Annotated in this window: 12 protein-coding genes; 7 read left to right on the plus strand and 5 right to left on the minus strand. The window is 72.0% G+C overall.

Going from position 1 to position 14,259, the window contains the following annotated elements:
* Nucleotides 1-109: 109 nt before the first annotated feature.
* The gene (locus tag O6P37_RS11075; RefSeq protein WP_269894090.1) at nt 110-814 is read left to right on the plus strand and encodes a ferritin-like fold-containing protein; all 705 of its coding nucleotides are present in this window, start codon (nt 110-112) and stop codon (nt 812-814) included.
* Nucleotides 815-818: 4 nt separating this feature from the next.
* On the opposite strand, the gene O6P37_RS11080 is transcribed toward O6P37_RS11075, so the two are convergent.
* Nucleotides 819-1,652 carry a hypothetical protein gene (locus O6P37_RS11080; protein WP_269894091.1) on the minus strand — a complete coding sequence of 278 codons (834 nt, stop codon included), beginning with the start codon at nt 1,650-1,652 and terminating at the stop codon, nt 819-821.
* Nucleotides 1,653-1,897: 245 nt separating this feature from the next.
* Here O6P37_RS11080 and O6P37_RS11085 point away from each other — a divergent pair, with 245 nt between their 5' ends.
* Complete coding sequence (locus O6P37_RS11085; protein WP_269894092.1) at nt 1,898-2,155, plus strand: DUF3107 domain-containing protein; 258 nt, start codon at nt 1,898-1,900, stop codon at nt 2,153-2,155.
* On the opposite strand, the gene O6P37_RS11090 is transcribed toward O6P37_RS11085, so the two are convergent.
* Nucleotides 2,142-2,822: a TetR/AcrR family transcriptional regulator gene (locus tag O6P37_RS11090; RefSeq protein ID WP_269894093.1), complete on the minus strand. Its 681-nt coding sequence runs from the start codon at nt 2,820-2,822 to the stop codon at nt 2,142-2,144. The two genes, O6P37_RS11085 and O6P37_RS11090, sit on opposite strands and share 14 nt — an antisense overlap.
* A gap of 169 nt (nt 2,823-2,991) precedes the next feature.
* Between O6P37_RS11090 and O6P37_RS11095 the strand changes: the two genes are divergently transcribed.
* From O6P37_RS11095 to O6P37_RS11105, 3 genes are all read left to right on the plus strand, one after another.
* Entirely contained in the window at nt 2,992-4,029 is a 1,038-nt protein-coding gene (locus tag O6P37_RS11095; RefSeq protein ID WP_264010869.1) for a DUF3152 domain-containing protein, read from the plus strand.
* Nucleotides 4,030-4,142: 113 nt separating this feature from the next.
* Nucleotides 4,143-5,321, plus strand: a complete 1,179-nt coding sequence (gene moeZ, locus O6P37_RS11100; protein ID WP_269894094.1) for an adenylyltransferase/sulfurtransferase MoeZ — start codon at nt 4,143-4,145, stop codon at nt 5,319-5,321.
* Between the two features lie 86 nt (nt 5,322-5,407).
* Nucleotides 5,408-6,262 carry a TIGR02569 family protein gene (locus O6P37_RS11105; RefSeq protein WP_269894095.1) on the plus strand — a complete coding sequence of 285 codons (855 nt, stop codon included), beginning with the start codon at nt 5,408-5,410 and terminating at the stop codon, nt 6,260-6,262.
* 6 nt (nt 6,263-6,268) lie between these two features.
* Here the strand turns inward: O6P37_RS11105 and O6P37_RS11110 are convergent, their stop codons facing one another.
* Together O6P37_RS11110 and O6P37_RS11115 are read right to left on the minus strand one after the other, a co-directional pair.
* Nucleotides 6,269-6,565 (minus strand): MGMT family protein, encoded by a 297-nt coding sequence (locus O6P37_RS11110; protein ID WP_269894096.1) that lies wholly within the window; start codon nt 6,563-6,565, stop codon nt 6,269-6,271.
* 1 nt (nt 6,566) lies between these two features.
* Entirely contained in the window at nt 6,567-7,376 is an 810-nt protein-coding gene (locus tag O6P37_RS11115; protein ID WP_269894097.1) for an alpha/beta fold hydrolase, read from the minus strand.
* 78 nt (nt 7,377-7,454) lie between these two features.
* Here O6P37_RS11115 and O6P37_RS11120 point away from each other — a divergent pair, with 78 nt between their 5' ends.
* Together O6P37_RS11120 and O6P37_RS11125 are read left to right on the plus strand one after the other, a co-directional pair.
* Nucleotides 7,455-10,592 (plus strand): ATP-dependent helicase, encoded by a 3,138-nt coding sequence (locus O6P37_RS11120; protein ID WP_269894098.1) that lies wholly within the window; start codon nt 7,455-7,457, stop codon nt 10,590-10,592.
* Nucleotides 10,589-13,822, plus strand: coding sequence for an ATP-dependent helicase (locus O6P37_RS11125; protein ID WP_269894099.1), 3,234 nt, complete (start codon nt 10,589-10,591; stop codon nt 13,820-13,822). The genes O6P37_RS11120 and O6P37_RS11125 overlap by 4 nt, the downstream gene beginning before the upstream one ends.
* Nucleotides 13,823-13,835: 13 nt before the next feature.
* Here the strand turns inward: O6P37_RS11125 and O6P37_RS11130 are convergent, their stop codons facing one another.
* Nucleotides 13,836-14,231, minus strand: coding sequence for a DoxX family protein (locus O6P37_RS11130; RefSeq protein WP_269894100.1), 396 nt, complete (start codon nt 14,229-14,231; stop codon nt 13,836-13,838).
* Between the last annotated feature and the right edge of the window lie 28 nt (nt 14,232-14,259).

Here is a 14,259-nt window from a genome sequence, read left to right on the forward strand (position 1 = left end):
CACATTTCTCGGTCCGGCTCAGCAGCAGCTTTACGCCGGTATCCGCCCCCATGATAGCTGGTCGCACTCTGGTCGGGTTGCCCTGCGGGTCGGCGTCTAGAGTTGGGTCATGAATTCGACCCCGGCCGCGGCCACGCCCGAGCAGACGGTCAGCACGGCGACGTCGGGCGTCTCGGCCGCGCATCGGGGGGTCGACGAGCTGTTCGCACTGCTGGCCTACGGCGAGGTCGCCGCGTTCTACCGGCTGACCGAAGAGGCGCGGATGGCGCCCAATCTGCGCGGCCGGATCAACATGGCGAGCATGGCCGCAGCCGAGATGGGTCATTACGAGTTGCTGCGGGATGCGTTGCAGCGCAGGGGCGTCGACGTGATCCCCGCGATGACGAAGTTCGCCTCGGCGCTGGAGAACTACCACCGGCTGACCACGCCGAGCACGTGGCTGGAGGCGTTGGTCAAGACCTACATCGGCGACGCGCTGGCCGCCGACTTCTACCTCGAGATCGCCGACTCGCTGCCCGCCGAGGTGTCCGACGTGGTCCGCGGCGTGCTCGCCGAGACCGGCCACTCACAGTTCGTGGTCGCCGAGGTGCGCGCCGCCGTCACCGCCAGCGACAAGCAGCGCCACCGGCTCGCCCTGTGGTCGCGGCGGCTGCTCGGCGAGGCCATCACCCAGGCCCAGTACGTGCTGGCCGAACACGACGCACTCGTCGACCTGGTGGTGTCCAGCGGTGAGGGGCTGACTCAGCTCACCGAGTTCTTCGACCGGCTGCAGGCCACCCACAGCGCGCGGATGCAGGAGCTCGGCCTGGCCTGAGGCGTCACTGGGTGCAGGTGGCGATCATCGTGTTGGCCGCCTGAGACGCCAGGGTCGCCCCCGCGGCGTCGGTGATCGCGCAGTTGAGCTGACCGGTGACGCTGGTCGCGGTCACCGACTTCAGCTCCACGCCGGGGTCGAGCACGACGGTCTTCGTCCACGGCAACGCCACGTTGAGCTCGGTCTGCAGGGCGCCCTGGTTGTCGGTGTAGATCACCGTGACCAGGTCGAGGAGTGGCCGGTTGCCCGTCACCTGGTAGGTGACGGCCCTCGGGCTCGGCGCCGGTGGCGGCGGGGCGGCCGCGGCCGGTGGCGGTTCGGGCGCGGCGGCGGTCGCGCTCGGAGACGGTGTCACGGTGGTGACCGTCTCCGCAGGCAGCGACGTCGGCGGCGAGGTGGCGACCGGGGGCGCCGCGGTGGTGGCCGGCTGGCTGGTCTGCGGCGGCGGGACCACGGTCGCCGTCACCGACCCGCTGTCGCCGCCGCCCAGGATCACCACCGTGCAGATGACGGCCACGAGCAGGATCGCGCCCGCCACGCCGGCGATGAACATCCACCTGCGGTCGAGCAGCGGCTCGTGCTCGTACTCGGCGTAGTCGCCGTCGCCGGAGTCGTCGTCGGACTCGTCGGGGCTGCGGTAGTCGGTGTCGTAGCCGGTGTCGCGCAGGGAGTCGTAGCCGGCGCCGTACGGGTAGTCCTCGTATGCCGGATAGTCCTCGACGGGCGACCCGGGATCGGCATAGCCGACACGGCCGTCGGCGATCCTGGTCGTCGCTGCGTCGAACCGCTCGGTTGGCGCCGTCGTGTACGGCGAGTTCGCCGAATATCGCCTGTCCATCGGGTTTTTCCCCATCGTCTCGTCCACTACCGCGCCTGATGCTATCGGGGCAGAAGTGACGGATGAGGTGCGTCGAGCGGTGTGTCGGTCACGGTCGGGACTCGGTTCGATCGCGCTCCGGAACCGGCTTCGCTCAGCGCGAACCGCCCGCGGCGGCGCCGGTGCCGTCCCGTCCACTAGCCTGCTCAGCAGGAGAGCGCATCAGGTCGACTCTCGACGGTGCCGAGGCGAGAAGGGGTTTCAACGTGGAGGTCAAGATCGGTGTCACGGACAGCCCGCGCGAGTTGTCGTTCAACAGCGCGCAGACTCCCGCCGAGGTGGAGGAGGCGGTGTCCGCGGCTCTGAGCGGGAACGCGGGTGTGCTGGCGCTGACCGACGTGAAGGGCCGCCGCTACCTGGTGCAGAACAGCCGGATCGCCTACGTGGAGATCGGCGCCGCCGACGTGCGCCGGGTCGGCTTCGGTGTCGGCGTGGTGGGAGCCGAGGCCGTCAAGAACGGGTGAGCGGCACGTGTGACAGGCCGCCCCAGGCGAACTGCACCGTACCTTCGACGGCGGCGTCCTTGGAGATGGGACGCTCGCTGTCGAGCCAGTAGCGCGCACAGTCGACGCTGATGCCGACCAGGCCCACCGCGATCATCCTGGCGCGGTGCGCCTCGAGGCCGGAATCGCGGCTGATCAGGTCGAACACCGCGTCGGTGCACGCTTCGGTGGCGACCTTCACCTGCGAGGCGACCTGGGGCTCGGTGGTGTAGTCGTTCTCGAAGATCAGCCGGTAGCCCTGGCTGTCGTGCTCGATGAAGTCGAAGAACGCGTGTATCGCCGCGCGGAGGCGCTGCCGGTTGTCGGTGGTGGTGCGCAGTGCCTGGCGGACGCCGGAGACGAGGTTGTCGACATGGCGCTGCAGAACCGCGAGGTACAGCTCGAGCTTTGATGAGAAGTGTTGGTAGAGAACCGGTTTGCTGACCCCGGCCCGGTCGGCGATCTCGTCCATGCCTGCGGCGTGGTAACCGCGGTCGACGAAGATTTCGCTGGCGGCGACCAGTAGCTGGCTGCGCCGCTCGTCGCGGGGCAGCCGGTTGCCGCGGCGGCCGCTACCGGAGGACGGCGCGGTGTCGCCGCTGCCGGTCTTGGCACCTCTCCTCTCGGCGGTGTTGGCGAGATCGCTCATCAAGTCCTCAATCTGGATTCCTGTGGCGCTCTTGGGTGTGTTCACCCAAGCCGCCCATCGAAACGACACTACTACCGATCATCTGCGGTGTGCGCGAGGTCGACCCCCGGTGCCACCCGGGGTGGCGCGCCGGAGGTGCAAGTGCCCGCCTCTGTGCCATCCTGTTTCGGTGACCTACGACCCGGGGCGTCGCGGGCCCGGTCGTGCCCCGGCGCTGCGCAACGAATGGCGGGAGCCACTGCGCGCACAGCGTGATCCGCTGGCGGTCGACTCGGGGCGGGTCCGTTCCAACCGCGACGAACACCGGCGCTGGCGCAAGCAGACCTGGCTCGGCCGGTTCGTCTCCACCTACGGCTGGCGCGCCTACGCGCTACCGGTGCTGATGGTGCTCACCGCCGTGGTGATCTACCAGACCGTCACCGGCACCAGCGCTCCGCAGGCCGCCGACGACGAGCAGGGGCCGGTGCAGGGGCCGCCGACGCTCGGCGTGTCGAGCACGGCGATCGTCGGCGCACCGCCGAAGGGGCTGACGCAGTTCGACGCCAGCCTGCCCACCGGGATCCTGCCCCAGGGCGGTCCGTTCACCGAGGCCGGTGCGAGGACGTGGCACATCGTCCCCGGGACCGCGCCGCAGGCGGGTCAGGGCACCACCAAGGTGTTCACCTACACCGTCGAGGTCGAGGACGGGGTGGACACGACGACCATCGGCGGTGACGAGGGGTTCGCCCGCATGGTCAGCGAGACGCTGGCCAACCCCAAGAGCTGGACGCACAACCCGCAGTTCGCCTTCACCCGCGTCGACGCCACGTCGGGCGTCGAACCCGACTTCCGGGTGTCGCTGACCTCGCCGATGACGGTGCGCGAGGGCTGCGGCTACGACATCCAGCTCGAGGCGTCCTGCTACAACCCGGCCTACGCCGACGGACAGCCGCGGGTGTTCCTCAACGAGGCCCGCTGGGTGCGCGGCGCCGTGCCGTTCCAGGGCGACATCGGCTCCTACCGGCAGTACCTCATCAATCACGAGGTCGGCCACGCCATCGGCTATCAGCGGCACGAGCAGTGTGCGGAGAACGGCGCGCTCGCGCCGATAATGATGCAGCAGACGTTCTCGACCAACAACGACGACGCCGCCAAGTTCGACCCCGAGACCGTGCGGGCCGACGGCAGGACCTGCCGGTTCAATCCCTGGCCGTACCCCATCGCCTGATCCCCGCTCACCGCCCGAACGGGAAGCAATGCGGGGCGTTCGCGGTTGTGGAAAGTGCCTATTGTGATGGGGTACGCCCACGTCTGCAGCCCGCAGGAACTGAGGAGATATCGGTGTCGTCACCGTTGCCGCCGCTGGTCGAGCCAGCGGCCGAACTGACCCGCGAAGAGGTCGCGCGCTACAGCCGCCACCTGATCATCCCCGACCTGGGTGTCGACGGTCAGAAGCGCCTGAAGAACGCCAGGGTGCTGGTGATCGGCGCCGGCGGACTCGGCTCGCCCACGCTGCTCTACCTCGCCGCGGCCGGTGTCGGCACGATCGGCATCGTCGAGTTCGACGTCGTCGACGAGTCGAACCTGCAGCGCCAGATCATCCACGGCCAGTCCGACATCGGGCGGTCCAAGGCGCAGAGCGCCCGCGACTCCATCAAGGAGATCAACCCGCTGGTCGACGTCCGCCTGCACGAGGTGCGGCTGGAACCCGAGAACGCCGTCGAACTGTTCGAGCAGTACGACCTGATCCTCGACGGCACCGACAACTTCGCGACCCGCTACCTGGTCAACGACGCGGCCGTGCTGGCGGGCAAGCCATACGTGTGGGGCTCGATCTACCGCTTCGAAGGCCAGGTGTCGGTGTTCTGGGAGGACGCCCCGAACGGGTTGGGCCTCAACTACCGCGACCTCTACCCGGAGCCGCCGCCGCCCGGAATGGTGCCGTCCTGCGCCGAAGGCGGCGTGCTCGGCATCCTCTGCGCGTCCATCGCGTCGGTGATGGGTACCGAGGCGATCAAGCTGATCACCGGCATCGGCGACCCGCTGCTGGGCCGGTTGATGGTCTACGACGCCCTGGACATGACCTACCGGACGATCAAGATCCGTAAGGACCCGGAGACGCCGAAGATCACCGAGCTGATCGACTACGAGGCGTTCTGCGGCGTGGTGTCCGACGCGGCCGCCGAGGCCGCCGCCGACTCCACGATCACCCCGCGTGAGCTGCGCGAACTGCTCGACTCGGGCAAGCCGCTGGCGCTGATCGACGTGCGCGAACAGGTCGAGTGGGACATCAACCGCATCGAGGGCGCCGAGCTGATCCCCAAGGGCGCGTTCGAGTCGGGAGAGGCGCTGTCGAAGCTGCAGGTGGACCGCACGCCGGTGTTCTACTGCAAGACGGGCGTGCGTTCAGCCGAGGTGCTGGCCATCGCGAAGAAGGCCGGGTTCTCCGACGCGATGCACGTCCAGGGCGGCATCGTCGCCTGGGGCAGGCAGCTCGAACCCGACATGGTGATGTACTGACGCGACGGGTCACGGTCGCGACACGACGCTGACACAAGGCTGCACGGCGCACCGACCTGCGACTTGTCGCCGGTAGCCTGTGCCCTGTGACTGACCCTCGGCCGCCGGAGCACGTGCTGGCGGCGTTCGGGCTGACCGGCCAGCGGCCGGTGCCGCTCGGATCGACGTGGGAGGGTGGCTGGCGCTGCGGCGAGGTGGTGCTCTCGCTGATCGCCGACCACGCTCGAGCGGCGTGGTCGGCCAAGGTTCGCGAGACGCTGTTCGTCGACGGTGTCCGGCTGGCCCGGCCGGTCCGGTCGACCGACGGCCGCTACGTGGTGGCCGGGTGGCGCGCCGACACCTTCGTCGCCGGCACGCCGGAGCCCCGCCACGACGAGGTCGTCTCGGCCGCGGTGCGGCTGCACGAGGCCACCGCGAAACTCGAACGACCCCGCTTCCTGACCCAGCCGCCCGTCGCGCCATGGGCCGACGTGGACGTCTTCATCGCCGCCGACCGCGCGGCCTGGGAGGAACGGCCGCTGCAGAAGTTGCCGCCCGGCGCGCGGGTGTCGCCCGGATCGGCCGACGGGCAGCGCTCGGTCGAGCTCATCGGTCAGCTGGCCGGGCTGCGCAAGCCCACCAAGAGTCCCAGCCAGCTGGTGCACGGCGACCTCTACGGCACCGTGCTGTTCGCCGGGGCCGCCGCGCCGGGCATCACCGACATCACCCCGTACTGGCGGCCGGCGTCGTGGGCGGCCGGTGTGGTGGTCGTGGACGCCCTGGCCTGGGGGGAGTCCGACGACGGCCTCATCGAGCGGTGGGCGTCGCTGCCGGAGTGGCCGCAGATGTTGTTGCGGGCGTTGATGTTCCGGCTCGCCGTGCACGCGCTGCATCCGCGCTCGACCGCCGCGGCCTTTCCAGGGCTGGCCCGTACCGCCGCGCTGGTCCGGCTGGTCCTCTAGGCCGCGTCAGAACGAGTGCCGCACCTCGGTCAACCGGATGCGGCCGTCGTCGGCGAGCACGCCCTCGGCGCGCAGCAGTTCGAGTTGGCGGGTGGCCAGGTGGGCGGCCGGCCGGCCGGATGCGGTGATGACGCGGTGCCAGGGCAGATCCGACGAATCGGTGCGCATGATCCAGCCGACGATGCGCGGGCTGGAAAGCCCTGCGGCGTCGGCGATGTCACCGTAGGTCGACACCCGCCCCGCCGGGATCCTGGCGACCAGCGCACGGACGGCTTCCACCTGTTCGTCGGTGATGGGCGCCATGTCAGTGACGTTCGAGATGGGCTCGGATCAGAGCCGCCGTCTCGGCCGGACGGGCATGGGGCACCATGTGATCGCAATCCCACTGCAGCACCTCGAGATCCGTGCCGAGCGCCGCATCCAGGCCGGCGATCAGCTCGTCGGAGGCGTAGGGCGGCTGCGTGCGGGCGGCCCGCACCAGCGTGGTGGGGGTGCCGTCGCGGGGCAGCGCGACGGGCCGCGCCAGCTCGCTCCAGTAGGACATCATCGCCGGGATGCTGATCCGCCATCCGCTGCGCCCGTTCGGCAGGTCGACCAGATGCTCGTCGAGGTCGCGGTCCAGCTCGGCCGGATCGACCTCACCCCATGACCCGTTCGCCTTCTCGGCGCGCGCCTCGGCCCGGTCGGTGTAGTCGGGCGAGGCGAACATGTCGTCGGCGATCTCGCGCATCCATTCGCCGTCCAGGCCGACCGCGGGATCGAGCAGCACCAGGCCCGAGACCAGATCGGGGCGAGCGGCAGCGAGATCGAGGGCCACCGCGCCGCCGAACGAATGCCCCACCACCACGACGGGACCGCCGCCATCGTCGTCGAGCAGTGCCGCCAGCGCGGTGCCGTTCTCCGACAGCGTCCACGGCGCCGCCCACGACGACCGTCCGTGCCCGATCAGATCGGGTGCGGCCACCGCATATCCGGGCAGATGCCGGGTGGCCAGCGTCTGCCAGCGCTGACCGTGCCCGGTCAGACCGTGGACGGCGAGGATCTGCGCGGGCCGCGCGGGCCCGTACCGGTACACGTGCAGTCGCGAGGTCACGCGTCGATGGTAGGGCTCCATTCCGGCGGGCGGTCCGACGGACGGTCCCGGAGGGCGACGCGGACCCGACGTGTCGGACCCCCGTGGTGTCATGCCCTCATGACCGCGTCACGTATCGAGTCGGCACCGGCAGCGCTCACCGGACCCGGCCGCAGCGGCGTCGTGCGCGTCCTCGGCGGGCCGGGAACGGGCAAGACGGCCCTGCTGGTCGAGACCGCCGCTGCGCACATCGCCGCCGGAACCGATCCGGAATCCGTTCTGCTGCTGACGGGTTCGGCGCGGCTCGGTGCGCAGGCCCGCGCGGTGATCACCCGCCGTATGCTGCGTGACGGCAGCCGTACCGTGGTGCGTGAACCGCTGGTGCGCACCGTGCACTCGTATGCGTTCGCCGTCCTGCGGATGGCCGCGCAGCGCAACGGCGACCCGCCGCCGCGGCTGATCACCGGCGCCGAACAGGACGGCATCATCCGGGAGATGCTCGCCGGTGACCTCGAGGACGGGGACCGCTCGCCGACCGGCTGGCCCGCCGCCCTGCGCCCCGCCCTGACCACCGCCGGTTTCGCGGGCGAGATCCGCGACCTGATGGCGCGCTGCGCCGAGCGGGGTGTGGATCCGGTTGCGCTGCAACGCCTCGGCCGGTTGTCGGGCCGGCCCGAGTGGCTGGCGGCCGGTCGTTTCGCGCAGGCCTACGAGCAGATCATGCTGCTGCGCGCGGCGGTCGGTACCGCGGCGCCGCAGGCCACCGTCCCGGCGCTGGGCGCGGCCGAACTCGTCGGCGCCGCGCTGGAGGCCCTCGGCAGCGACCCCGATCTGCTGGCCGCCGAACGGGCCCGGCTGCGTGTGCTGCTCGTCGACGACGCCCAGCAGCTCGATCCGCAGGCCGCCCGGTTGGTGCGCGTGCTGGCCGCGGGCGCCGAATTGACGGTCATCGCGGGCGATCCCGACCAGGCGGTGTTCGGCTACCGCGGTGCGGATCCGCAACTGCTGCGCGGCGACGGCGACGGCGAGGTCGTGACGCTCACCGTCTCGCACCGCTGTGCGTCCGCCGTCACTGACGCCATCACCGGGCTCACCCGCCGGCTGCCTGCCGCGTCGGCGGTGCGTCACCTCACCGGCGATGCCACCCGCACCGGAACGGTCGGGGTGCGGGTGGCGGCGTCACCGCACGCCGAGGCCGCCGTCATCGCCGACGCGCTGCGCCGCGCCCATCTGGTCGACGGCGTGCCGTGGTCGCAGATGGCGGTCCTCGTCCGGTCGATGCCGCGCACGGGATCTGCTCTGGCGCGGGCGTTGTCGGCCGCCGGTGTACCGGTCGACGTGCCGCGGGCCGCCGCTCCGCTCGCCGATCTTCCTGCGGTGCGTGCGCTGTTGACCGTGCTCGACGCCACCGCCGACGGCCTCGACGGCGCGCAGGCGGCCGAGCTGCTCACCGGGCCGGTCGGCCGGGTCGACCCGGTGTCGCTGCGTCAGTTGCGCCGGGCGCTACGCCGGGCCGACGGCAGCCGCCCGCCGCGCGACTTCACCGACCTGCTCGTCGCGGCGATCGAGGACGTCCCGTCGGGTCTGTCCCCGGAACAGCAGCGCCCGCTGCGTCGCATCCACACCGTGCTGACGGCGGCGCGCCGCAGCGCTGCCGCCGGGCAGGACCCGCGGGACACGCTGTGGCAGGCGTGGCACCGCTCGGGTCTGCAGCGGCGCTGGTTGTCGGCGAGCGAACGCGGTGGCCCGGCCGGCGCGCAGGCCGACCGTGACCTCGATGCGGTCACCGCGCTGTTCGACGTCGCCGAGCAGTACGTGGGCCGCACGGCCGGAGCCTCCATACGCGGCCTGATCGACCATGTCGTCGCGCTCGGGCCGCCGCCACCGCCGCGCGACCAGCGCCCGGCCCCCGACGCGGTCGCGGTACTCAGCGCACACGCCGCACTCGATCGGGAGTGGGAGTTCGTGGTGATCGCGAGCCTGCAGGAAGGGTTGTGGCCCAACACGGTTCCGCGCGGTGGTGTGCTCGGCACCCAGCATCTCGTCGATGTACTGGACGGCGTGGCCGCCGCGACCGACCGTGAGCTGTCGAGCCGCGCGCCCCTGCTGGCCGAGGAACGCCGCCTCCTGATCGCCGCACTCGGCCGGGCGCGCACCAGGGTGCTGGTGACCGCCGTGGACAGTGAAGACGGCGACGAGGCCGCGCTGCCGTCGCCGTTCTGTCACGAACTGGCTGCACTGGCCACCGATCCCCGGCCGGAGCCGGACCTCCCCGCCCGGGCCCCGCGGGTGCTGGCGCCCGCCGTGCTGGTCGGCCGGTTGCGGGCGGTGGCCTGCGCCCCGGCCGACGGCCCCGAGGGCATCGCCCGGGAATGCGCGGCAACGCAATTGGCCAGGATGGCCGCGGCGGGTATCCCGGGCGCCGACCCCGCGCAGTGGTACGGCATGACGCCGGTGTCGAGCGACGAACCGCTGTGGTCGGGTGGCGACCACACCGTCACGCTGTCGCCGTCGACGCTGCAGACGCTGACCGACTGCCCGCTGCGCTGGCTGCTGGAGCGCCATGGCGGCAGCGACGCCCGCGACGTGCGCTCGGCCGTCGGGTCGCTGGTGCACGCCCTGCTCGCCGACCCGGGCCGCACGGAGAGCCAGTTGGTCAACGAGCTCCAGACCCTCTGGCAGCAGCTGCCTTTCGAAGCCGCGTGGCACGCCGACAACGAGCTCACGCGGCATCGCGCCATGCTCTCGGGGTTCGCGCAGTGGCGCGAGCAGACCCGCCGCGAACTCAACGAGGTGGGCACCGAGGTCGACGTCGACGGGCTGATCGGCGAGCCCGACGACGACGGTGCGCCGGGGGTGCGCGTCCGCGGACGGCTCGACCGGCTCGAACGCGACGACGCCGGCCGGCTGGTCGTGGTGGACCTGAAGACCGGCAAGAGCCCGGTCACCAAGGACGACGCGCAGCGGCACGCCCAGCTGGCCATGTACCAGCTGGCCGTGGCGGCCGGCCTGCTCCCGGACGGTGACCAGCCCGGCGGCGGTCGGCTGGTGTACCTGGGCAAGCCCACCGCAGGCGGCCCCGCCGAGCGCGCGCAGGACGCGCTCACCCCCGAAGCGCAGCAGCAGTGGCAACAACAGGTGAGCCGGGCCGCCGCGGCGACCCAGGGTCCCCGGTTCGTCGCCCGGATCAACGACAACTGCACGCACTGCCCGGTCCGCGGCAGCTGCCCCGCCCAGGCCGGAGAGGAGAGGGCATGACACCGCGCTACAGCCCCGCCGAACTCGCCTCGGCGCTCGGCGTTTTCGCACCCACCGACGAACAGGCCGCCGTCATCGCCGCACCGCCGGGACCGCTCGTGGTGATCGCCGGCGCGGGGGCAGGCAAGACCGAGACCATGGCCGCGCGGGTGGTGTGGCTGGTGGCCAACGGCTACGCCGCACCCGGCGAGGTGCTCGGCCTGACGTTCACCCGCAAGGCCGCCGGGCAGCTCCTGCGCCGGGTCCGCAGCCGGCTGGCCCGGCTGGCCGGGGTGGGCCTGCTACCCGGTGGCGACGACGCCGATCCGGCGACGGTCAGCACCTACCATGCGTTCGCGGGCGCGCTGTTGCGCGATCACGGCCTGCTGCTGCCCATCGAGCCGGACACCCGGCTGATCAGCGAGACCGAGTTGTGGCAGCTGGCCTTCCGGGTGGTGTGCGAGCACCCGGGCGAGCTGCACGTCGACAAGACCCCGGCCGCGGTGACGGCGATGGTGCTGCGGCTGGCCGGTCAGCTGGCCGAGCACCTGGTCGGCACCGATCAGCTGCGCGACACCCACAGCGAGCTGGAGCGGCTGGTGCACACCCTGCCCGCAGGCCCGTATCAGCGCGACCGCGGCCCCAGCCAGTGGCTGTTGCGGCTGCTGGCGACGCAGAACGAGCGGACCGAACTCGTGCCGCTGATCGACGCGCTGCACCGGCGGATGCGGGCCGACAAGGTGACGGACTTCGGCACGCAGATGGCCTCCGCCGCCCGGCTGGCCGCCGAGTTCCCGCAGGTCGGCGTACAGGTACGGCAGCGCTACCGGGTGGTGCTGCTCGACGAGTACCAGGACACCGGCCACGCGCAGCGGATCGCGCTGTCGTCGCTGTTCGGCGGCGGGGTGGACGACGGTCTCGCGCTCACCGCGGTCGGCGACCCGATCCAGTCGATCTACGGCTGGCGCGGCGCCTCGGCCACCAACCTGCCCCGGTTCGCCACCGACTTCCCGCGCGCGGACGGCAGCCCGGCGCCCACGCTGGAACTGCGCACCAGCTGGCGGAATCCGCCGCGGGCGCTGCGGCTGGCCAACGAGGTGTCGGCCGAGGCGCGCCGCCGGTCGGTGGCCGTGCGCGAGCTGCTTCCCCGCCCCGGGGCCGAGCCCGGGACGATCCGCTGCGCCCTGCTGAACGACCTGGCCGCCGAACGGGACTGGGTCGCCGACCAGATCGCCGCGCTCTACCACGGCGCAGGCGACGACGTCCCCACTGCCGCGGTGCTGCTGCGCCGCAACGCCGATGCCGCTCCGATGGCGGACGCACTCACCGCGCGCGGCGTCCCGGTGGAGGTGGTCGGCCTGGCCGGATTGCTCTCCATCCCCGAGGTGGCCGATGTGGTGGCGATGCTGCGGTTGCTCGCCGATCCCACCGCCGGCGCGGCCGCGATGCGGGTGCTGACCGGGCCGAGGTGGCGGCTCGGCGCCAAGGACATCGCCGCGTTGTGGCGGCGCGCCGTCGAACTAGACGACACCGCCGCGCCCGCCGGGTCGGCGTCCACCGAGGAGATCGTGGCCCGTACCGCACCCGACGCCGATGCCGCCTGCCTGGCCGACGCGATCTGCGATCCTGGTGCAGCGCAGAGGTATTCGGCCGAGGGCTACCGCCGGATCGTCGCGCTGGGCCGCGAGCTGACCGCCCTGCGCGCGCATCTGGGATTTCCGCTGCCCGAACTGGTGGCCGACGTGCGGCGGGTGCTGGGCATCGACGCCGAGGCCCGCGCGGCGCAACCCGTGGGGGCCGGCTGGGCCGGCGCCGAGCACTTGGACACGTTCGCCGATGTGGTCGCGGACTTCGCGGCCCGGCCGGGCGCCACGGTGAGCGGCCTGCTGGGCTACCTGGACGCCGCCATGGTGGTGGAGAACGGTCTCGCGCCGGCCGAGGTGTCGGTTTCGGCCAACCGGGTGCAGATCCTCACCGTGCACGCCGCCAAGGGGCTGGAGTGGCAGGTGGTCGCCGTGCCGCACCTGAGCGCGCGGGTCTTCCCGTCGACCGCGCAGCCGCGGACGTGGCTCACCGACCCCGCCGACCTCCCGCCGCTGCTGCGCGGCGACCGCGCGACGGCGGCCGACCACGGGGTTCCGGTGCTGGACACCTCGGACGTCAACAACCGCAAGATGCTGTCCGACCGGATCCACGACCACAAGAGCCGCCTCGAACAGCGCCGCGTCGACGAGGAGCGCCGGCTGCTGTACGTCGCGCTGACCCGTGCCGAGGACACGCTGTTGCTGTCGGGCCATCACTGGGGCGCCGCGGAGTCCAAGCCGCGTGGGCCGTCGGACTTCCTCTGCGAGCTCAAGGACATCATCGACCGGTCGGTGGCCGACGGCGATCCGTGCGGCGTCGTCGAACAGTGGGCGCCCGCGCCGGCCGACGGCGAGCCGAACCCGTTGCGCGAGAACGTTGTCGAAGCCGTGTGGCCGCCAGACTCGGCCGGTGGCCGGCGGGCCGACCTCGATCGCGGCGCCGCCCTGGTGACGCGGGCGATGGCCGGTGAACTCCGCCAGGACGCCGATGTCGACGGCTGGCGGGCCGACGTCGACGCGCTGCTGGCCGAGCGTGAACGCGCCGGGCGGGCTGCGCCGGTGGAATTGCCCGCACAGGTGTCGGTCAGCACACTCGTCGACCTCGGCCGGGATCCGGCGGCCGCCACGCAGCGGCTGGCCCGAAGGCTGCCGATGCGGCCGAACCCGGATGCGTTGCTGGGCACAGCGTTTCACGAGTGGGTGCAGCGCTTCTACGGCGCCGAGCGGCTCTTCGACCTCGACGACCTGCCCGGCGCGGTGGACAGCGAACTGCGTCGCAGCGAGGCCGAGGCGCTGGCCGAACTGCAGGCCGCGTTCATGGTGTCACCATGGGCGGCGCGCACCCCGGTCGACGTCGAGGTGCCGTTCGACATGGTGATCGGCGACACCGTGGTGCGCGGGCGGATCGACGCGGTGTTCGCCGACGACGACGGCGGCGTCACGGTGGTGGACTGGAAGACCGGCGGGCCGCCCGACACCGACCGGGCACGCACCCAGGCCGCCGTGCAGCTGGCGGTGTACCGCCTGGCCTGGGCCGCGCTGCACGACCGGCCCGCGTCGTCGGTGCGCGCAGCGTTCCACTACGTGCGCACCGGTGAGACCGTGCGACCGGCCGTGCTGCCCGGCATCGACGAACTGGCTGCACTGTTGACGCCCGAGGCGGCGTGACCGCTGGGGCGCCCTAGGCCTCGCGGTAGATCTTGAGTGCCTGGGTGATCATCGGGATCTGCAAGGGAAGGCGGGCGATCGCCGCGATCCGCATCGGCAACGGCTTGTCCCACCACAGCCGAACCATGTTGACGTTGCCGGGGAACACGGCCAGGAACAGCGCCACCGCCGCCAGCGCGCCCACCTTGCGGGTCTGCGGCGCGATCAGCAACCCGCCTGCGGCGAGTTCGGCGACCCCGGAGGCGTAGGTGTAAAACCGCGCGGTGCCCGGCAGTTCGACGGGAACGATGGTGTCGAACGGCTTGGGCGCCACGAAATGCAGCACCCCCATGCCGACCAGCAGCGTCCCCATGCGGGACGCGCGTGACGAGCCGACGATCTGCTGCAGTTCTGGTGGGGGAGAGGTCATGATTACATTGTGACGTGCGCATCGCTGG

The sequence above is a fragment of the Mycobacterium hippophais genome (assembly GCF_027529605.1).
GTDB classification, from domain to species: domain Bacteria; phylum Actinomycetota; class Actinomycetes; order Mycobacteriales; family Mycobacteriaceae; genus Mycobacterium; species Mycobacterium arseniciresistens.